The organism is Janthinobacterium aquaticum, from assembly GCF_009208565.1.
Classification (GTDB): domain Bacteria; phylum Pseudomonadota; class Gammaproteobacteria; order Burkholderiales; family Burkholderiaceae_D; genus Janthinobacterium.
Genome location: NZ_WFLK01000006.1, coordinates 238,996 through 256,753, shown reverse-complemented (window position 1 = coordinate 256,753; position 17,758 = coordinate 238,996). Strand labels below are relative to the sequence as shown.

Annotated in this window: 18 protein-coding genes; 12 read left to right on the top strand and 6 right to left on the bottom strand. The window is 63.5% G+C overall.

Annotated elements, in window-relative coordinates:
* The first annotated feature begins 72 nt into the window (after positions 1-72).
* Positions 73-2,157, top strand: coding sequence for a TonB-dependent receptor plug domain-containing protein (locus GCM43_RS12275; protein WP_193315604.1), 2,085 nt, complete (start codon positions 73-75; stop codon positions 2,155-2,157).
* A gap of 43 nt (positions 2,158-2,200) precedes the next feature.
* Here GCM43_RS12275 and GCM43_RS12270 read toward each other — a convergent pair whose 3' ends face one another.
* From GCM43_RS12270 to GCM43_RS12260, 3 genes are read right to left on the bottom strand one after another with little or no spacing between them, the layout of a single operon-like run.
* Positions 2,201-3,541, bottom strand: a complete 1,341-nt coding sequence (locus GCM43_RS12270; protein WP_152244601.1) for a vWA domain-containing protein — start codon at positions 3,539-3,541, stop codon at positions 2,201-2,203.
* Entirely contained in the window at positions 3,541-4,152 is a 612-nt protein-coding gene (locus tag GCM43_RS12265; RefSeq protein ID WP_152244599.1) for a TadE/TadG family type IV pilus assembly protein, read from the bottom strand. Before GCM43_RS12265 ends, GCM43_RS12270 begins: the two co-directional genes overlap by 1 nt.
* Positions 4,152-4,625, bottom strand: a complete 474-nt coding sequence (locus GCM43_RS12260) for a TadE/TadG family type IV pilus assembly protein (protein WP_152244597.1) — start codon at positions 4,623-4,625, stop codon at positions 4,152-4,154. The genes GCM43_RS12265 and GCM43_RS12260 overlap by 1 nt, the downstream gene beginning before the upstream one ends.
* Before the next feature lie 258 nt (positions 4,626-4,883).
* On the opposite strand from GCM43_RS12260, the gene GCM43_RS12255 reads away from it, so the two are divergent.
* From GCM43_RS12255 to GCM43_RS12205, 11 genes are all read left to right on the top strand, one after another.
* Positions 4,884-5,570, top strand: a complete 687-nt coding sequence (locus GCM43_RS12255; RefSeq protein WP_152244595.1) for a LuxR C-terminal-related transcriptional regulator — start codon at positions 4,884-4,886, stop codon at positions 5,568-5,570.
* A 195-nt stretch (positions 5,571-5,765) separates the two neighbouring features.
* Positions 5,766-5,939 (top strand): Flp family type IVb pilin, encoded by a 174-nt coding sequence (locus GCM43_RS12250; protein WP_152244593.1) that lies wholly within the window; start codon positions 5,766-5,768, stop codon positions 5,937-5,939.
* A 118-nt stretch (positions 5,940-6,057) separates the two neighbouring features.
* Positions 6,058-6,618 carry an A24 family peptidase gene (locus GCM43_RS12245; protein WP_226929460.1) on the top strand — a complete coding sequence of 187 codons (561 nt, stop codon included), beginning with the start codon at positions 6,058-6,060 and terminating at the stop codon, positions 6,616-6,618.
* On the top strand, positions 6,615-8,018 hold the full coding sequence (locus tag GCM43_RS12240; protein ID WP_226929459.1) for an ATP-binding protein: 1,404 nt from the start codon (positions 6,615-6,617) through the stop codon (positions 8,016-8,018). Before GCM43_RS12245 ends, GCM43_RS12240 begins: the two co-directional genes overlap by 4 nt.
* Complete coding sequence (cpaB, locus tag GCM43_RS12235; protein ID WP_152244591.1) at positions 8,018-8,854, top strand: Flp pilus assembly protein CpaB; 837 nt, start codon at positions 8,018-8,020, stop codon at positions 8,852-8,854. The genes GCM43_RS12240 and cpaB overlap by 1 nt, the downstream gene beginning before the upstream one ends.
* A gap of 15 nt (positions 8,855-8,869) precedes the next feature.
* Positions 8,870-10,351 carry a type II and III secretion system protein family protein gene (locus GCM43_RS12230; RefSeq protein WP_152244589.1) on the top strand — a complete coding sequence of 494 codons (1,482 nt, stop codon included), beginning with the start codon at positions 8,870-8,872 and terminating at the stop codon, positions 10,349-10,351.
* Positions 10,352-10,354: 3 nt separating this feature from the next.
* Positions 10,355-10,642, top strand: a complete 288-nt coding sequence (locus tag GCM43_RS12225) for a hypothetical protein (RefSeq protein WP_152244587.1) — start codon at positions 10,355-10,357, stop codon at positions 10,640-10,642.
* A gap of 22 nt (positions 10,643-10,664) precedes the next feature.
* The gene (locus GCM43_RS12220; RefSeq protein ID WP_152244585.1) at positions 10,665-11,825 is read left to right on the top strand and encodes an AAA family ATPase; all 1,161 of its coding nucleotides are present in this window, start codon (positions 10,665-10,667) and stop codon (positions 11,823-11,825) included.
* A gap of 20 nt (positions 11,826-11,845) precedes the next feature.
* Complete coding sequence (locus tag GCM43_RS12215) at positions 11,846-13,222, top strand: CpaF family protein (RefSeq protein WP_152244583.1); 1,377 nt, start codon at positions 11,846-11,848, stop codon at positions 13,220-13,222.
* A complete protein-coding gene (locus tag GCM43_RS12210; protein WP_152244581.1) occupies positions 13,219-14,214 on the top strand; it encodes a type II secretion system F family protein in 996 nt (331 codons plus the stop codon). Before GCM43_RS12215 ends, GCM43_RS12210 begins: the two co-directional genes overlap by 4 nt.
* 46 nt (positions 14,215-14,260) lie before the next feature.
* The gene (locus GCM43_RS12205; protein ID WP_152244715.1) at positions 14,261-15,181 is read left to right on the top strand and encodes a type II secretion system F family protein; all 921 of its coding nucleotides are present in this window, start codon (positions 14,261-14,263) and stop codon (positions 15,179-15,181) included.
* A 9-nt stretch (positions 15,182-15,190) separates the two neighbouring features.
* On the opposite strand, the gene GCM43_RS12200 is transcribed toward GCM43_RS12205, so the two are convergent.
* Genes GCM43_RS12200 through GCM43_RS12190 form a run of 3 tightly spaced genes read right to left on the bottom strand, consistent with a single transcriptional unit; the run spans position 15,191 to position 17,672 of the window.
* The gene (locus tag GCM43_RS12200) at positions 15,191-16,555 is read right to left on the bottom strand and encodes a vWA domain-containing protein (RefSeq protein ID WP_264372656.1); all 1,365 of its coding nucleotides are present in this window, start codon (positions 16,553-16,555) and stop codon (positions 15,191-15,193) included.
* A 5-nt stretch (positions 16,556-16,560) separates the two neighbouring features.
* Positions 16,561-17,172 carry a TadE/TadG family type IV pilus assembly protein gene (locus tag GCM43_RS12195; RefSeq protein ID WP_152244577.1) on the bottom strand — a complete coding sequence of 204 codons (612 nt, stop codon included), beginning with the start codon at positions 17,170-17,172 and terminating at the stop codon, positions 16,561-16,563.
* Positions 17,169-17,672 (bottom strand): TadE/TadG family type IV pilus assembly protein, encoded by a 504-nt coding sequence (locus GCM43_RS12190; protein WP_152244575.1) that lies wholly within the window; start codon positions 17,670-17,672, stop codon positions 17,169-17,171. Before GCM43_RS12190 ends, GCM43_RS12195 begins: the two co-directional genes overlap by 4 nt.
* Between the last annotated feature and the right edge of the window lie 86 nt (positions 17,673-17,758).

The window sequence follows — 17,758 nt, the reverse complement described above, 5'->3', positions numbered from 1 at the left end:
CCGATGCGATTGACCACTTTGCTGTGCAGCCTGGTGCTGCCGTTGACGGCGCACGTCCGTGCCGAAGAACCCATGTCCACCGTGACAGTCACGGCCAGTCCCGACACTACCGCCCAGCGCCGCGATGAATCGGTCGCCACCGTGGTGGTGGGGCATGCCGAGCTGGTGCGCCAGGGCGACCGCACGTTGACCGATGCGCTGCGCCGCGTGCCTGGCGTGACCGTGGGCCCAGGCAAGGGTCAGGGGCAGGGCAGCCAGCTGCAACTGCGCGGACTGGGCCAGGGCTATACGCTGGTGATGCTCGACGGGGTGCCGGTGCAGCCGGGTTTTTCGCTCGATGCGCTCGACCCCGAGCTGGTTGAGCGGGTGGAAATCCGCCGCGCCGCCACGGCCGAGTTTTCCACCCAGGCGATTGCCGGCGCCATCAATATCGTGCTGAAAAAAGCCGGCAGCAAGCGCCAGCGCGAGTTCAAGCTGGGCGCCTCGGAAAGCGCCGGCAGGCCATCTGGCAGCGCCACCTTGCAATGGTCGGACCGGCAGGGCGGCGGCGCCCAGGCGCTGGCCGCCACGCTCAGCCAGAGCACCAGCACCATGCAGTTCGACGAGTGGCAGCGCGACGCCGACCTGCAGGGCGCACCGGTGCTGGTGCGCCATACGCCGCAGCAGGAAATCGTGCGCAGCAAAGGCGTGGAACTGGCGCCGCGCCTGTCGTGGGCGCTGGCCGGCGAGGGTAGCCTGGCCTGGCAAAACCTGCTCAGTTTCAAGCGCCAGAGCAACCGCCACCATGGCGTGGAAACGGCCGAACTGGGCGAGAACAGTGCCTACCCGGACAACCGCAGCAACTTCGACCAGGACAGCAGCGTGCTGCGCACCGATCTGCAGTGGCTACGCAAGCTCGACGGCGGCGCCACGCTGGAAGTCAAGCTGGGCGCCGGGCGCAACCACCGCCGCAGCGATTTTGTGTTTCTCGGGCGCAGCCGCGATGGCAGGCTGCTGGCCACCAACCTGGTCGACAGCGGTGTCGATGAAGTCTCGGCCGGCAGCAGCGGCAGTTACCGGCGCAGCCTGGGCGCGCAGCATACGCTGGCCGCAGGCTGGGATGGCGAATGGCGCCGGCGCAACGACTTCCGGCGCGAGCAGCAGGTCGATCTCGGTGTGACAACGCTGCGCAGCGATGAAGATTACAGCGGCACGGTACGCCGGCTGGCCCTGTTTGCGCAGGATGAATGGACTTTTGCACCGCGCTGGTCTGCCTATCTGGGCTTGCGCTGGGAGCAGCTGCAGACGGCCAGCAGCGGCGACAGCACCATGCAGGACAAGGTGGCCTCGCAACTGTGGAGTCCGCTCTTGCAACTGCTGTGGAAGCGTACCGAAAAAGACCAGCTTCGCCTGGCGCTGACGCGCACCTACAAGGCGCCCACCCTGTTCCAGCTGATACCGCGCCGCTATACCATCAACAATGGCAACAGCAGCACCAATCCCGATACATTGGGCAACCCGGCCCTGCGCCCCGAACGCGCCTGGGGCCTGGACGCGGCCTACGAGTTCTATCCGGTCAAGGACGCCATGCTGGGCGTGAGCGGTTCGCTACGCCGGATCGACGATGTGATGCTCGACCGCCTGTATTACCAGGACGGGCGCTGGCTGGCGACGCCATCGAACCAGGGCGGCGCGCAGGTGCGTTCGCTGGAACTGGAAGCCAAACTGCCGCTGTCGGCCTTGCTGCCCACTTTGCTGCCCACTGCACCTGCCATCGACCTGCGCGCCAATCTGGCGCGCAACTGGTCGCGCCTGGACGCCGTGGCCGGCCCGGACAACCGGCTGGCCAGCCAACTGCCGTGGAGCGCCAACCTTGGGCTCGATTATCGGCTGGCGCGCTGGCCCCTGACGCTGGGCGGCAACGTCAATCTGCAGGGTGGCACGCGCATGCGCGTATCAAGTGCGCTGCTGGAAACGGCGGGTGCTGCGCGCACACTTGATGTGTACGGCCTGTGGCGCTTCAGCGACCAACTGCGCCTGCGCGTGTCGGGCGCCAACCTGCTGGCGCGTGCGCGCACAGAGAGCAGCATCTATTCCGACGATACCGGCCGCATGCTGCGCACGGTCGACACCCGCGGCTGGCGCAGCTGGCGCCTGATGCTGGAGGGGGCGTTGTAAGGGCGTCAGCCGTCCACTTCCTGACCCCGTTTTTGTACGGGACTTATTTGGAAATGCGCAGAATGGCCGACGCCAGTCGCGTAAAGCACGGGCTCAGATCGGTTTCGGTGGCGGCGTAGCAGTATAGTCCCTGCGGCTCGGCCGGCTTGCGGCAGGCTGGCCTGGCGTCGGGCGCATTGGCCAGGCAGCGCAGCAGATCCTCGCCCTTTTCCAGATCCGGTCCTTCGCCCTTGACCAGCGAAGCGCCCATGCCCAGCGTAAAGATATATATGCCTTCCTGACGTGCCTTGCTGGCAAAGCTTTCAGCCAGGTTGCGCGAGGCGCGGTGCACATTGGTCCACTGTTTGAGCGCCGTATCGGCCTTTTTGCTGACCACGCGCGGCGCACCGGTGACGACGGCAAACGCGCGCGCGCCCGCGTCATGGGCGTTATACCAGTCGGGAAATTCGCTTACACCGGCGGTATTGCACTGCCCGTTCTTTTCGTTGCTCTTGTCCATTTTATACAGGCCATCGAGGGCCGAACTGCTGCGGTAGTCCGGCTTGTCGGTGGGTGTGGCAACGGCGCCGGCACTGCGACAGTTGCCACTGCCGGTCGGGAAAAAATGCGAAGAAAAGGCTGCCGGCGAGCCGTCGGAAAACAGCACGATCACACGCAGGCTGGAGCGGTTGACGATACCGATGGTATTGAGCTGGTCGCGCGCCTGCCACAGGCCTTCGGCGGTGTTGGTGCCGCCGTCAAAAACATAGTTTCCTATCAGGTTGCTGGCGCTGGCGCGGTCGAAACCACGGCTGGTCGCACGGATGGCGATGTCTTGCACCGCATTGCTGGCAAAGTGCAGCAGGCCGAGCCGGTCCACATTGGGGTTGAATTTGTCGAGGAAGTCCTGGCCGGCCTGGCGCACGGCGTCCTGGTTCGGCTTGAGCGAACCGGAGGTATCCATGGCCAGCACCATGTCGAGGTCCTTGCGGATGGTCTGTGCGCTGGCCGCGACCTCCAGCGTCCTGAAGCCCAGCACGCCCATCAGCGATACCGGCAGGCTGGCGCTGGCCGCCACGTCGATGGTGACCGTGCCGGCGTCAAAACTGACCTGCGTGGGCGCCAGCTGCGGGGTCGACAGCAGGAAGCGGTCAGGATAGTTGATGTTGAAAAAGTGCCGGGCCGCCTCGCGCGCGTGGGCTTTCTGCTCGGCTTCGTTATTGCCCAGCGTAACGGCGCGCGCCGCCGCCAGGCTTGCCGCATCGACTGCAGCGTTCAGCCTGGCCTTGACCAGGTAGCCGAGCGCCGAGTCGATCGCCAGGCCCACCGAGCCGATCAGTACAACGGCCGACAAAGCCATCATCACCAGCACCTGGCCGTGCTGTTTTCTGCATGGAATGCGCATCAGAACACCGTCATCGAATAGAGGTCAGGGCCCAGTGCGGGCCCGTTGGCGCCGCCAGGCGCCAGCGCGCCGAACAGCATGTCGAAACGATAGAAGGTTTCCACCGCGTAGATCAGCTCGCCCCTGGCCAACTGCCCTTGCATCAGGGGCGCGTCCGGAGCCATCTCACCGGCCGGTATTTTGCTGCAGGCGCCGTCGTTGTTCCAGTTATTGCAGTGCCATACCTGGCTGCGCGGCGCATAGCCGCTGCTTTGCACGCCATCATTCCAGCGGTACTGCTCCAGCACCACATTGCGTACCGGATCGCTGGCTTTGGCGGCGTAACCGGCGATCTTGGTGATATAGACCATGCCGCGCGCGCGCATGTCGAGCGGCGGCGTGGTGGCGGCCAGCGCATTCATGATGGTCTGGCTGGAGCCGTGCAGGTCGGCAGTCGAGCGCGACGCCAGGTTGGCGCCTTCGCGGCTGATATTGAGCAGGATGGTCCTGGCCTGGATCGCGCGCGACAGGTCGACAGCAATCAGCAGCAACAGCGCCAGCAAGGGCAGGGCCAGTGCAAATTCCATGATGGCAATACCGCGCTGGCGGCGATGGTGGTGAGAAACGCGCATCACAGGCCGCCGAAGCTCTCGTTGCGCATGGTGGCCGCGACCACGAAATGCGCTTTGCCGTCCCGAAACAGGGCGCGCACCATGGGCGTGGCAAAGGTCCAGCTGCAGGCAATCGTCACCACCACGATGTCGCCGCCCTGGCCAAACATGCCGGCATTGCTCTGGCTGCTGCCATTGACCGACAGCACCGGGTTGACCTTGTCATACAGGCCCATGGAACTGTCGCGGATTTTCTGCGTGACGGCCTGGTAGCGGTGCCGGTTGGCGCTGTCGGGATCGAGATCGCTGTTGCCGGTCACGGCGTAGCGCACGCCTTCGCGCACCGCATGCTGCATGGTCATGTTGGCAAAGTAGGCCATGCTCATTTCAATCACGCCGATCATCAGCAATAAAAACGCCGGCGTGATCAGCGCCATTTCAACCAGCGTGGCGCCGCGCTGAGCGTTGGCCGGTATGGCCTTGATTTTGGTCATGTCTATAAATCCGGGCATTCCGGCATAAGTGGAAAAGAAAATTCCTGCAAGGCGGTGATTATGGTCGGAATAATATATTGAATCGTTTTTTGTGAAATTTTCTCAAATCAATTATATGAAAGTTTGATGATGAAAATTGATCGTGCGGCTGCGTGGTTTGATATTGAAAGGGTAATATGTGCCGTAATTGAAAAAAGTGATGGAATTTGATCTTAATAAATTGATGCGGATCAATAATATCAAGTAAAGAGGTAATGCATGTCGATTCAAAAAGTCATCCGTGTGATGCTGATCTCCGACCACAAAAGCCTGTCATGGGGCCTGGAACAACTGCTCAGTAACGCCGAGCCCGCCATGGAAGTCGTTGCCAGTACCGGCGACATGGGCAGCGCGCTGTTGCTGGCCAATACGCTGTGTCCCGATGTGATTGTGCTCGATATGGAAACCGAACTGGATCAGGAGTCGGTGGTGGTGTATCTGCCGGCCTTGCTCGACAACGGCGTCACCCGCATCGTGCTGTTCAGCAGTGTGCCCGACCGGCAACTGCTGGTACAGGGGGTGCGCAGCGGCGCGCGTGGCGTCGCCGGCAAGGACACGGCGGTGGAGCAACTGATCGATACGGTGGTGCGCGTGCATCAGGGCGAGCTGTGCCTGGATCAGGAGCTGATCGACAGCATGATCTGCGCCTTCAGCCAGCCGGCCAGCGCACCCGATCCGGAAGAACTGCGCATTGCCAGGCTGACCGCCAAGGAACGCAAGATCATTGCCATGATGGTCGAAGGCAGCGGCGCGCTGAACAAGGCAATTGCCCAGCGCGCCTTTATTTCGGAACAGACCCTGCGCAATCATTTGACTTCCATTTACAGCAAGCTTGGCGTGACCAACCGGCTCGAATTGTATGTCTATGCCACGCGCAACAAGCTGGCAGAGCCGATGAATGCTTGATGCCGGGATAAATGTCATGGCCGGTAATAAAAAAATAAGGCGATATGTACTGTGCATAAAATGACTTTTCTCTGATTTAATTAATTTTATATTTATATAAAATACATGTATCAGAAATTGAGCGAGGTAATTCTCGTCATTCAACTGAATACCGGTTTTATCGTGTTTTTAAATTAAATGTAAATGGAGCGGATAATGAATGCTATTAAAAAATTCCTGGTGGAAGAAGACGGCGTGACGGCAATCGAATATGGCCTGATTGCAGCGCTGGTGGCGGTGGCTCTGGTCGCTGTGCTTAGTACACTTGGTGGCGAAATCAAGGGCGCTTTCCAAAAAGTCTCCGACGCTGTCGGCGGCAAAGCACCTTAACTTGCAGCGGCGCGCAGTGTCTTGGCGCCGTACGAACACATGACAGGCCCGCATCCCGCGACGGAATGTCGGGCCTGTTGATTTTCTGCATCCTCTCGGCCGTTGCGCCAGGATTACGATGAACCCCGAATCTTTCTGGATGTTTTCCCCCGCCCTGGTGCTGTGGGGCCTGCTTGGCGCGGCTGCCTGGCACGATGTGCGCAGCCGGCGCATCCCGAACCGCCTGGTGCTGCCGGGCGCCTTGCTGGGCTTGCTGCTCAATACCTTGCCGCTGCCCGACCTGGCGCCGGCCGGGCTGCTGATGGCGCTGGCCGGCATGATGCTGGGCCTGGCCCTGCTGCTGCCGATGTATGCGCTCAAGGCGCTGGGCGCCGGCGACGTCAAGCTGATGGCCATGGTGGGCGCGTTTCTCGGGCCGCAGCCGGTATTGCTGGCGGTGTTGTTTACCTTGCTGTCCGGCGGCGTGCTGGCGCTCGCGGCGGCGGTCTACAGCGGCGTGCTGCGCAAGGTGCTGACCAATACCGGCCAGATGCTGCTCGGCGGTTTTCTGCAGGGCACACTGCGCATGACGCCGCCAGCGGCCTCCAGCGGCAAGCTGCCGTATGCGCTGGCGATTACTGCCGGCACGGCCAGTTACCTGGCGCTGGCAGCCGGCGGCCGACTGGGCGTGCTGGCATGACCGGCATGACCGGCATGCCTGAGCCAGTGCTGACGCCCGATCTGGCGCCGGCCCATGCGCGTGCGCCGCGCACGGTGGAAGAAACCGGCATGCCCTTTCTGTTTTTGCTCGAGTTGCTGGTCAAAGTGCTGTTCCAGCGCGGCCAGATGCATTTGCCGGAACTGGCGGCCCACCTCAAGCTCAGCCTGGCGGTGATCGATCCGGTGATCAACTTCATGCGACAGGAAAAACTGTGTGAAGTGACGCGCCGTGGCGCCAGCGGCACCGATGCCGACATTCATTATCAATTGTCCGACAGCGGCCGCCAGCGCGCGCTTGCCTGCCTGGCGCGCAACGCCTATGCCGGGCCATGTCCGGTGCCGCTGGCCACCTACAACGCGCAGGCGGCGCTGCAAAGCGTGGCCGGCATGCATGTCACGCACGAACATGTGCAAGCGCAGTTTGACGGCATGGTGGTCAACCCGCGCGTGCTTGGGCAGCTTGGTGCGGCGATGAATTCAAACCGTGCCATCTTTATCCATGGCGCCGCCGGCAGCGGCAAGACCTGGCTGGCCGAACGCCTGGCCGGCCTGCTGCAAGGCGCTATTGCGCTGCCGCACGCGATCATGGTCGACGGCGAAGTGCTGCCGTTCTACGATGCGCAGCAACATGGCGCCGGGCAGGAAGCGGCTGGTGCGTGCAGCCTGGGCGTGCCGCGCCAGCCACTCGATATGCGCTGGGTACGCGGCCTGCGCCGCCCGGCCATCCTGACCGGTGGCGAACTGACGCTCGACATGCTCGACCTGCGCTTCGATCCCGTCACGCGCCTGTATCGCGCGCCGCCGCACCTGAAGGCCAATAACGGACTCTTCATTATCGACGACCTGGGCCGCCAGCGCTGTTCGCCGCAAGAGCTGATGAACCGCTGGATCGTGCCGATGGATCGCGCCGTCGATTACCTGTCGCTGCATAACGGCCATGTCTTTGCCGTGCCGTTCGACGTACTGGTGGTGTTTTCATCGAACTTCCTGCCCGAGCGCCTGTCTGATGCGGCCTTTCTGCGCCGGCTCGGCTACAAGATCGAAGTGCCGGCGCTCAGCGTGGCCGAATATGCGCAGGTATTTCGCGCCGCCTGCATCGCCCATGGCGTGCCCTTCAATGCCCCGGCGTTTGCCTTTTTGCTGCAGGAGCTGCATGCACGCTGGCGCGTGCCGCTGCTGGCCTGCCATCCGCGCGATTTGCTGCGCCAGGTGCGCGATCGGGCGCGCTATGAAGGCGGTCCTGCCAGGCTCGACGCGGCCGTGCTCGAGTGGGCCTGGCATAACTATTTTGGCGCCGCACCGCGCCGCGCCGCCAATCCGACTCCTGCGCGCGAACGCCGCGCAAGAGTCGACCATACACTGCATACCGAGGAAACCTGATGAGCAACAGCCGTACTGTAATCGTGTTGATGCTGGCCCTGCTGCTGGCAGGCGGCGCCGTGCTGGCCGCCGCCCGCTGGATGGGCGGGCAAACCCCGCCAGCCGGGCAAAAACTGGTGCTGGCCACCAGCGAAATAGCGCCCGGCGTCAAGATCAGCGCCAGCATGCTGCGCGTGATGGACTGGCCGGCTGGCGCCTTGCCGCCGGGCGCCGTCAGCGATCTCGCTGCGCTTGAAGGACGCATTACGCGCAGCGCCATCAGCATCGGCGAGCCAATACTGGAGAGCAAGCTGGCGCCACCCGGCGCTACCGGCGGCCTGTCGTCGATCGTGGCCGACGGCAAGCGCGCCATGACGGTGCGCGTCAATGACGTGGTCGGGGTAGCCGGTTTTGCACTGCCCGGCAATTATGTCGACATCCTGGTCAGTACCCAGGACGACCGTGCCAAGGAAGCGGGTGCGGCAGCGCCGGCGATTTCCAAGATCGTGCTCGAGCGCATCTTGCTGCTGGCCGTGGCGCAGGAATCGAGTCGCGACGACAGCAAGCCCAAGGTGGTCAACGCCGTCACGCTCGAGCTGACGCCGGCGCAGGTGGAAACGCTGGACCTGGCGCGCAGCGTGGGCAGTTTGTCGCTGGTGCTGCGCAACCAGATCGATCCGGCGCCGGCCAATACCGATGGCGCCACCAAGGACACCATGCTGGGCCTGAAAACGCCGCCGCCACGCGCTGTCGCGCCGCCGGTGCGCACGGCAGTACGCGCGGTGGCGCGTCCGGCGCCACCGCGCGACAGCGTGACGGTCATCAAGGGCATGGACTCGGTTGTCCAGCAATTTTAAGCAAGCAGGGAACTCATGAGCACATCATTACTTCGCATTTTGCCACTGTCGCTGGCAGTGGCTGCCTGCCTGGCCGGGGCTTCACCGGCTGGTGCTGCGGCGTCCGTCGCCAGGCAGCCGGCAGCGCCGGCGCTGTCTTTGGGCGGCGAGATCGCCCGCCTGGGGCCACCGATTCGTATTGCCATCGGCAAATCCACACTGCGCCAGCTGAACCGGCCGCTGGCGCAGATTGCCGTCAATGACCCCAAGGTGGCCGGCGCGCGCCTGCTGGGCACATCGAGCCAGCTGTTTGTCTGGGGCGTGGCGCCGGGCAGCACCAATCTGATCTTATGGGACAAGAACCAGCAGCCGGTCATTGTCGATATCGAAGTTGATATCGATGTCGATGGCCTGCAGGCGCAGCTGCAGCAGGCCTTTCCCGGTGAAACACAAGTTAAAGCCAGTGCGGCCGGCGGCGCGATCGTGCTGTCGGGCATGGTGAGCGACAGCGTCAAGGCCAGCCAGATACTGGCCATGGCCAGCGCCTATGCACATCGCGGCAGCGGCAGCGGCGGCGAGGGCGCCAGCGCCGCTGCTGCCACCACAGCCACTGCGCCGGCCAGCGCCGGGGTGCAGGTGATCAATATGCTGTCGGTGGCGGCGCCGCAGCAGGTGATGCTGGAGGTGAAAATTGCGGAAGTCTCCAAGACCCTGGTCGACCAGCTGGGCGCCAGCGTGGGCCTGAGCGGAGTGACGGGCAACTGGAGTTACGGCTTGCTGTCCAATCTGCTGTCGGGCAACGCCAGCCAGATCGGCGCAGTGCAGGGCAATAATGGCAATCACCTGACGCTGGACGCGCAAAAACGCGATGGTCTGGTGAAAGTGCTGGCCGAACCGAACATCATGGCCATCAGCGGCCAGGAAGCCAGTTTTCTTGCGGGTGGCAAGATTTTCATTCCGGTGGCGCAAGACAGCACCACCAACAAGATCACGCTGGAAGAAAAGGAATTCGGCATTGCCGTGAAATTCACCCCGACCGTGCTTGAAGGCGGGCGCATCAACCTGAAGGTGGCGCCGGAAGTATCCGAGCTTAACCGTGAAGGCATCGGCATCAGCGCTGGCGGCGCGGGTACGGCCGGCAGCGCCGTGCTGCCGGCGTTTACCACGCGCCGCACCACCACCACGGTGCAGTTGTTCGACGGCCAGAGTTTTGCCGTTGGCGGCCTGATCAAAAATAACGTCACCACCAATATCAAGGCGCTGCCGTTCCTGGGTGAAATTCCGGTGCTGGGCGCGCTGTTTCGCAGCAGCGATTTCCAGACCGACCGCACCGAACTGGTCTTCATTATTACGCCGCACCTGGTCAAGCCGCTGCCGGGCGCGCCCGTGTTGCCGACCGACGCCTACGTGGCGCCCAGCCGCAGCGAATTTTTCCTGCAAGGAAAAATGGAAGGCCGCGCCAACGTACCGCCGCAGCCAGGCACGCCGTCCAACGGCGCCATGATTGAACAGGAGTAATTCATGCAAGCTCGTTTTCCCATGTTTTTACGCTGCCTGCTCACTGGCGCCGTGATCGCCCTGCTGGCCGGCGGCTGCGCCAGCCACTCCCGGCTCGACCGCGAATTCGGCCACAGCGTGGCGCAGTTGCGCCAGCAGCAGTTGATGGCGCCGCAGGCCGCGCCGAACCGCGATCCGGCGACCGGCATCGATGGGCAAGCCGCCAACGCGGCCATCGCGCAGTACCACAAGAGCTTTACCGCGCCGCCGCCGCAAGCCGGCGCGTTTACCATCGGCATCGGCGCGCGTTAGCGGCCCGCACACAAGGCTTACCGTGAGAATAACCGTCATATCCAACCATGCCGCAACGCTGGCCGACCTCGAGCGCCTGCTGCGCCACCATCCGCGCGTCGACGACGTCGACGTGGCGACTTTCGATCAACTGGCCGGCAGCAGGCAGTGGCCCGATATCCTGATCGTCGACCGCCCTGACCAGGATCGCGGCGAACTGGCGGCGATTGAAAAACTGGCCAACCTGGCGCCGGCGATGGCCATCATCGTGCTGTGCCATCAGCAAAGCCCGCAATTTCTGCTGCAGGCCATGCGCGCCGGTGTGCGTGAAGTGCTGCCGTTTCCACCGGTCTCGGCCAGCCTGCTGCCGGCGCTCGAGCGGCTGGCCAGCAAGTTCGAGCAGCGCAGCAGTGCTGTGAGCGGCGAAGGCAAGGTGCTGGCCTTTATTTCCTGCAAGGGCGGCAGCGGCGCGACCTTTATCGCCAGCAACCTCGGCTATGCGCTGGCGGCCAGCGGCAAGCTGCGCGTGGCGCTGATCGACCTGAACCTGCATTTTGGCGACGCTTCGCTGTTTGTGTCCGAAAGCAAGCCGCTGGCCACGCTGTCGGACCTGACGCGCGATATCCACCGTCTCGATCCGTCCTTCCTGGCCTCGAGCATGCTCAATATCCTGCCCAATTACAGCGTGCTGGCCGCGCCCGAAGACCCGGCCCACGCCAGCGAGGTGCTGCCCGAGCATATCGACGCGATTATCAAGCTGGCGCGCCGCCAGTATGATTTCATCGTGCTTGACGTGGGCCGCAATCTCGACGCCGTCAGCGTGCGCACGCTCGACCATGCCGACATGATCTTCCCGATCCTGCAGACCACGCTGCCGTATATCCGCGACGGCAAGCGCCTGCTGGGCATGTTCCGTTCGCTTGAATACGACAAGGACAAGGTGCACCTGATCGTCAACCGCCACGACAAGGGCGGCGAAATCCGCCTGCAGGATCTGGAAGCGGCCTACGGCACCACAATCTACCGCACCGTGCCCAATCACTATGCGTCGGCCGCCGCCTCGGTCAACCAGGGCGTGCCGATCCTCAAACTCGACCAGGCCAGCCCGATTACGCGCTCGCTGCGCGAATTTGCCACGGTGCTGTCTGGCCACGGCGAACCGGAACACAAAAGCTGGCTGCAAAGGCTGCGCCAGCGCCACTGACAGACGAAAGACATATGCATATGGCTACCACGCCCTTATCCATCCGCGAACGCCTCGGCAGCGCCAAGGTCTCGGCACTGGCGCCGCAGCGCAGCCCGGTCATCGACAACCGGCTTTACCAGGATTTGAAGCTGCGCATCCATACCCTGCTGCTCGAGCGCATCGACCTTGAAAGCATGCAGCGCCTCTCGCAGGAGCAGATCCGCGACGAACTGCGCAGCCTGGTCGAGCGCCTGCTCGATGAAGAAGCGGTGGTCATCAACGACAGCGAGCGCAAGAGCCTGACGCGCGATATCCAGAACGAAATGCTGGGCTTCGGGCCGCTTGAAACGCTGCTGGCCGACCCGTCGGTGTCCGATATCCTGGTCAACGGCCACAAGCAGGTATATGTCGAGCGGCGCGGCAAGCTCGAGTTGACCGACGTGGCCTTCAACGACGACGCGCATCTGATGAAAATCATCGACAAGATCGTCTCGCGCGTGGGCCGGCGCATCGACGAATCGAGCCCGATGGTCGATGCGCGCCTGCCCGACGGCTCGCGCGTGAATGCCATTATCCCGCCGCTGGCCATCGATGGGCCGGTGATGTCGATCCGGCGCTTTTCGGTCGATCCGTTGCGCCTGGCCGACCTGGTGGCCTACAACAGCATGACGGCCGAGATGGCCGAGGTGCTGCAGGGGCTGGGCAAGGCCAAGATGAATATCCTGATTTCGGGCGGTACCGGCAGCGGCAAGACCACCATGCTCAATGTAATATCGGGCTTTATCGGCCACACCGAACGGGTGGTCACGGTGGAAGACGCGGCCGAACTGCAGCTGCAGCAGCCGCATGTGGTGCGGCTTGAAACGCGCCCGCCCAATATCGAGGGCAAGGGGGAAGTATCGCAGCGCGCGCTGGTCAGAAATGCGCTGCGGATGCGCCCGGACCGCATTATCCTGGGCGAGGTGCGCGGCGCCGAGGCGCTCGATATGCTGGGGGCCATGAACACCGGCCACGAAGGCTCGATGGCGACGATCCACGCCAATACCCCGCGCGACGCCATTACGCGGCTGGAAAACATGATCAGCATGGCGGCGGCCAATCTGCCGAGCAAGGCGATCCGCCAGCAGATCGCCTCGGCCGTGTCGGTGGTGGTGCAGGTATCGCGCCTGATCGACGGCAAGCGCAAGGTCACCTCGATCATGGAAATCACGGGCATGGAAGGCGAAGTGATCACCATGCAGGAGATCTTCAGCTTCAAGCAGACCGGGGTGGGCGAGGGCGGTGCAGTGGTCGGGCATTTCTCGGCCAGCGGTATCCGACCACGCTTCCTGGAACGCCTGAACAGCTTTGGCATCGGCGTGTCGAGCAGCCTGTTCGAGCCACAGGGCGCCGCGCGCGGCAAGGCGGCGGCATGAACGGCGCAACTGGACTGTTGAGCCTGAGCACGCTGGTGTATCTGCTGGTGTTTTGCTCGGTACTGCTGCTGGCCTGGGGACTGTGGCAGGGCTGGCAGAGCCGGCACAGTCCCGGCGCCGGACGCGTGGCGCGGCGCCTGCGCGCCATGCAGACGGCCAGCGACGAGCATAGCGCCGCCGTGTCGATTACCAAGCAGCGCCTGTATAGCCAGCATGCGCAATGGCAGCGCGTCTTGCAGCGCATGCCGGGCGTAGACAGCCTGGACCGGCTGCTGCTGCAATCGGGCAAAAGCTGGAATGTGGCCCGCTTTGTGGCCTGGACGTTGCTGTGCCTTCTGATCGGCGTGGTGCTGGCCAGCCTGTTATCTTTGCCATGGCTGATGCGCGTGCTGCTGGCGCCTGCCTGCGCCGCACTGCCGTACTGGCTGGTGACGCGCGCCAGGCACCGCCGCCAGGCCCGCATCGAACAGCAGCTACCCGATGCGCTCGATCTGATGGCGCGCGCCATGCGCGCCGGTCACGCCTTTCCCACCGCGTTGAAGATGGTGGGCGAAGAAATGACGGCGCCGCTGGCCGATGAATTTCGCGCCGTGTTCGACGAGGTCAACTTCGGTGTCGGCATGGCCGACGCACTGGTCGGCCTGGCTGCGCGCGTGCCCAGCACCGACTTGCGCTATTTCGTGATCGCCGTGCTGATCCAGCGCGAGACGGGCGGCAACCTGACCGAACTGCTGGCCAGCATCAGCGCGATTATCCGCGACCGCTTGAAGCTGATGGGGCAGGTACGCGTGCTGTCGGCGGAAGGGCGCATGTCGGCCTGGGTGCTGGGGCTGCTGCCGTTTGGCGCGGCGCTGATGATGCAGCTGATGAATCCGCAGTTCCTGGCGCTGCTGTACCAGGACCGGGGCGGACGCAAGATGATCATGATGGCGGCCGGCATGCTGCTGCTGGGCGTGCTGGTGATCCGCCGCGTGGTGCGCATACGGATATGAGCTTGAATCTGACAAGGAAAGGAGCGGAACCGTGAATCTGCTGCAAATGAGCTTGCTGCTGCTGTTGTTCCTGATCGTGTTTGCCATGGTAGTGGTGCTGGCGCGCGCCGCGGCCGGCAACCGCGTGCAGCAGCGCCTGGCTGCACTCTATGATGCTGGCGCCACGGCGAAAGCGGCCGTACGGCCCGCTCAGTCGCGCTGGCTGGCGCAGCTAGCTGGCCTGATGCAGCCGCTGGCCAGGCTGTCGCTGCCCGAAGATGGCTGGGATGAATCGCCGGCGCGCTTGCGCTTTATCCATGCCGGCTGGCGCAAGAGCAGCACGCCGGTGCTGTTTTACGCCAGCAAGACGGCGCTGGCCGTGCTGCTGCCCCTGGCAGCGTATCTGGTGCTGCGCGACGGCCGGCATAATGTGCTGCTGTGGATGGCGGCGCTCGCTGCCGCCGGCTATTATCTGCCTGAACTGTGGCTCAGGCACTGCCTGCAGCAGCGCCAGCGCGAGGTGTTTGAAAGCTTTCCCGATGCGCTCGACCTGATGACGGTCTGCGTGGAAGCAGGGCTGGCGATGGAAGCGGCGCTGGCGCGCGTGGCGCAGGAAATCGGCCTGAAAAGCACGGTGCTGGCTGAAGAGCTGCAGCTGGTCACGCTGGAAATGCGCGCCGGCAGCGCCAAGGACAGGGCGCTGCGCAATCTGGCGCTGCGCACCGGCGTGGACGATGTCGACGCACTGGTGACTCTGCTGATCCAGGCCGAACGCTTTGGCACCAGCATCGCTGCATCGCTGCGCGTGCAGTCCGACCTGTTGCGCACCAAGCGGCGCCAGCGTGCCGAAGAAACGGCCGCCAGGATTGCCCTGAAGCTGCTGTTCCCGCTGATTTTCTTTATTTTTCCGACCTTGATGGTGGTGCTGCTGGGCCCGGCAGTGCTGCAGATTTACAGGGTGCTGCTGCCTTCCATGAATGGCAGCTGAGGCAGCCGCTTATTTGGAAATGCGCAGGATGGCCGAAGCCAGCCGCGTAAAGCACGGGCTCAGGTCGCTTTCGGTGGCCGCGTAGCAGTACAGTCCTTGCGGTTCGGCCGGCTTGCGGCAGCTGGCTTTGGCGTCGATGGTATTGGCCAGGCAGCGCAGCAGGTCTTCGCCTTTTTCATTGTCCGGTCCTTCGGCTGCGGTCAGCGAGTCGCCCATGCCCAGCGTAAAGACATAAATGCCTTCCTGGCGCGCCTTGGCGGCAATCGCTTCGGCCAGGTTGCGCGAGGCGCGGTGCACATTGGTCCATTCCAGCAGCGGCGTGGCCAGCGAATTGGTAACCACGCGCGGCGTATTGGTGACGATAGGAAACTCACGCAAGGACGCATCATTGGCGTTGGCGGCCGGGTTATGCGGGTTGTACCAGGCTGGCAGGGTGGTCAGCAGGTCGACATCGCACGAGGTGGTGGGCGTCAGGTCAGTATTGGTCAGGTCCATGCGGTACAGGCCGCGCAGCGGCGAGGCGCTGCCGGGTTTGTCGGTCAGCGTGGCGATCGAGCCGGGCGTCCTGCAGGTGCCGCTGGTGGCAGGGAAGAAATACGAGGAAAACGCGGCCGGCGAACCGTCGGAAAAAAACACGATCACGCGCAGGCTGGAGCGGTTGACCTGGTCGATGCTGTTCAACTGGTTGCGCGCCTGCCACATGCCTTCCGAGGAATTGGTGCCGCCGGTAAAGGCAAACAGGTTGATGGCAGTGGTGGCCACGGTGCGGTCAAAGCCGCGGTTGACCGGCTTGATCGGCAGGTCGACCTGCACCCCGGTGGCAAAGTGCAGCAGGCCCACGCGGTCGACTGTGGAATTGAACTTGTTCATGAACGACACGCCGGCGGCGCGCACGGCGGTGGCGTTGCCCGACAGCGAACCGGAGGTGTCCATCACCAGCACCATGTCGAGGTCCTTGCGGATGGTCTGCGCGGTGGCTGCCACATCGAGCGTCTTGAAGCCGAGGATGCCCATCAGCGTGACCGGCAGCGAAGCGGTGGCCGACACGTCGACCGTTACGGTGCCCTTGTCGAACGTCACGCCGACCGGATTGAGCACCGGCGTGGACATCAGGTATTTGTCGGGATAGTTCACGTCGAAAAATTCGCGCGCGGCCTGGCGTGCATTGGCCGCCTGCGCCGCCTGGTTGTCGCCCAGCGTCACCCCGCGCGCAGCGGCCAGGCTGGCCGAGTCGACGGCGGCATTCAACTTGGCCTTGATCAGGTAACCGAGGCCCGAGTCGATGGCCAGGCCGACGGCGGCAATCAGCATGACTGCTGACAGTGCCATCATCAACAGTACTTGGCCGCCCTGGCGGCGTGAGGGAAATGGCATGTGCATCAGAACACCGTCATCGAATACAGGTTGGGCCCCAGGGTCGGCAGGGTCGAATCGGCCAGGCGCGCCGCGCCAAAAACCATGTCGAAGTTATAGAAGGTCTCCACTGAGTAAATCAGTTCGCCATCGGCCAGCTGACCCTTCATCAGCGTGACTACCGGCGCGCTTTCACCCTTGCCGATGCTGCTGCAGGTGCCGCCGCTGTCCCAGCTAGGGCAGCTCCACACCTGGCTGGCCGGCTGGTAGCCGCTCGATTTTGCACCGGTGTTCCAGCGGTACTGTTCCAGCACGATATTGCGCAGGCCCGACTTGCTGGTGTAGCCCATGATCTTGGTAATGTAGATCATGCCGCGCTTGTTCATGTCCAGCGGCGGCGTGGTCGTGGCCAGCGCATCCATGATGGTCTGGCTGGAGCCGGACAGGTCGGAGGTCGAGCGCGAGGCCAGGTTGGCGCCTTCGCGGCTGATATTGAGCAGGATGATCTTGGCCTGGATGGCGCGCGACAGATCGACCACCATCAGCAGCAACAGCACCAGCAGCGGCAGCACGATGGCAAACTCGACGGCGGCAATGCCGGCCGCAAGCCTGCCTCGGTAGCGTGGCAGTGGCATCATAAGCCGCCGTAGCTTTCGTTGCGCATGGTGGCCGACACCACGAAGTGCGCTTTGCCGTTGCTGAAAAAGGCCGCCATCATCGGCGTGGCCAGGGCCCAGTTGCAGTCGAGCGAGATGACGATAATGTCGCCGGCGCTGCCGAACGTGCCGGCGCCGCTGTTGCTGCCGCCGCTCATATTGGTGACCGAAACGGTCGGGTTGACTTTGTCGTACATGCCCATCGAGCTGTCCTTGATCTTTTGCAGCACCGCCTGGTAGCGCTGCTGGCTGGAGGTGTTCGGATCGAGATTGCTCTGCCCGGTCACCGCGTAGCGCGCGCCTTCGCGCACCGCATGCTGCATGGTCAGGTTGGCGAAATACACCATGCTCAATTCGATCACACCGATCATCAGCAGCAGGAACGCCGGCGCAATAATGGCAAACTCGACAATCGTCGCGCCGCGCTGGCGCACGGGGCGTTGCCCGTGGCGAGGCAGGAATACGGGCGGGAGTGTTGTCATGTCGAGTCGGGTGTTTTGGCCGGTGGCAGCGTGCAAGGGATATCAGGAACCATGTGTTGGCGGCATGGGCATTTTTATTCTATCTT

Excerpts from the sequence above, each read along its gene's own strand:
- GCM43_RS12240 (WP_226929459.1), top strand. The coding sequence starts at position 6,615 with ATGACCGGCATGACCGGCATGCCTGAGCCAGTGCTGACGCCCGATCTG.
- GCM43_RS12265 (WP_152244599.1), bottom strand. The coding sequence starts at position 4,152 with ATGCGCGTTTCTCACCACCATCGCCGCCAGCGCGGTATTGCCATCATG.
- GCM43_RS12210 (WP_152244581.1), top strand. The coding sequence starts at position 13,219 with ATGAACGGCGCAACTGGACTGTTGAGCCTGAGCACGCTGGTGTATCTG.
- cpaB (WP_152244591.1), top strand. The coding sequence starts at position 8,018 with ATGAGCAACAGCCGTACTGTAATCGTGTTGATGCTGGCCCTGCTGCTG.
- GCM43_RS12275 (WP_193315604.1), top strand. The coding sequence starts at position 73 with ATGTCCACCGTGACAGTCACGGCCAGTCCCGACACTACCGCCCAGCGC.
- GCM43_RS12270 (WP_152244601.1), bottom strand. The coding sequence starts at position 3,541 with ATGCGCATTCCATGCAGAAAACAGCACGGCCAGGTGCTGGTGATGATG.
- GCM43_RS12195 (WP_152244577.1), bottom strand. The coding sequence starts at position 17,172 with ATGATGCCACTGCCACGCTACCGAGGCAGGCTTGCGGCCGGCATTGCC.
- GCM43_RS12260 (WP_152244597.1), bottom strand. The coding sequence starts at position 4,625 with ATGACCAAAATCAAGGCCATACCGGCCAACGCTCAGCGCGGCGCCACG.
- GCM43_RS12200 (WP_264372656.1), bottom strand. The coding sequence starts at position 16,555 with ATGCCATTTCCCTCACGCCGCCAGGGCGGCCAAGTACTGTTGATGATG.
- GCM43_RS12215 (WP_152244583.1), top strand. The coding sequence starts at position 11,846 with ATGGCTACCACGCCCTTATCCATCCGCGAACGCCTCGGCAGCGCCAAG.
- GCM43_RS12225 (WP_152244587.1), top strand. The coding sequence starts at position 10,355 with ATGCAAGCTCGTTTTCCCATGTTTTTACGCTGCCTGCTCACTGGCGCC.
- GCM43_RS12190 (WP_152244575.1), bottom strand. The coding sequence starts at position 17,672 with ATGACAACACTCCCGCCCGTATTCCTGCCTCGCCACGGGCAACGCCCC.
- GCM43_RS12230 (WP_152244589.1), top strand. The coding sequence starts at position 8,870 with ATGAGCACATCATTACTTCGCATTTTGCCACTGTCGCTGGCAGTGGCT.
- GCM43_RS12255 (WP_152244595.1), top strand. The coding sequence starts at position 4,884 with ATGTCGATTCAAAAAGTCATCCGTGTGATGCTGATCTCCGACCACAAA.
- GCM43_RS12245 (WP_226929460.1), top strand. The coding sequence starts at position 6,058 with ATGAACCCCGAATCTTTCTGGATGTTTTCCCCCGCCCTGGTGCTGTGG.
- GCM43_RS12250 (WP_152244593.1), top strand. The coding sequence starts at position 5,766 with ATGAATGCTATTAAAAAATTCCTGGTGGAAGAAGACGGCGTGACGGCA.
- GCM43_RS12205 (WP_152244715.1), top strand. The coding sequence starts at position 14,261 with ATGAGCTTGCTGCTGCTGTTGTTCCTGATCGTGTTTGCCATGGTAGTG.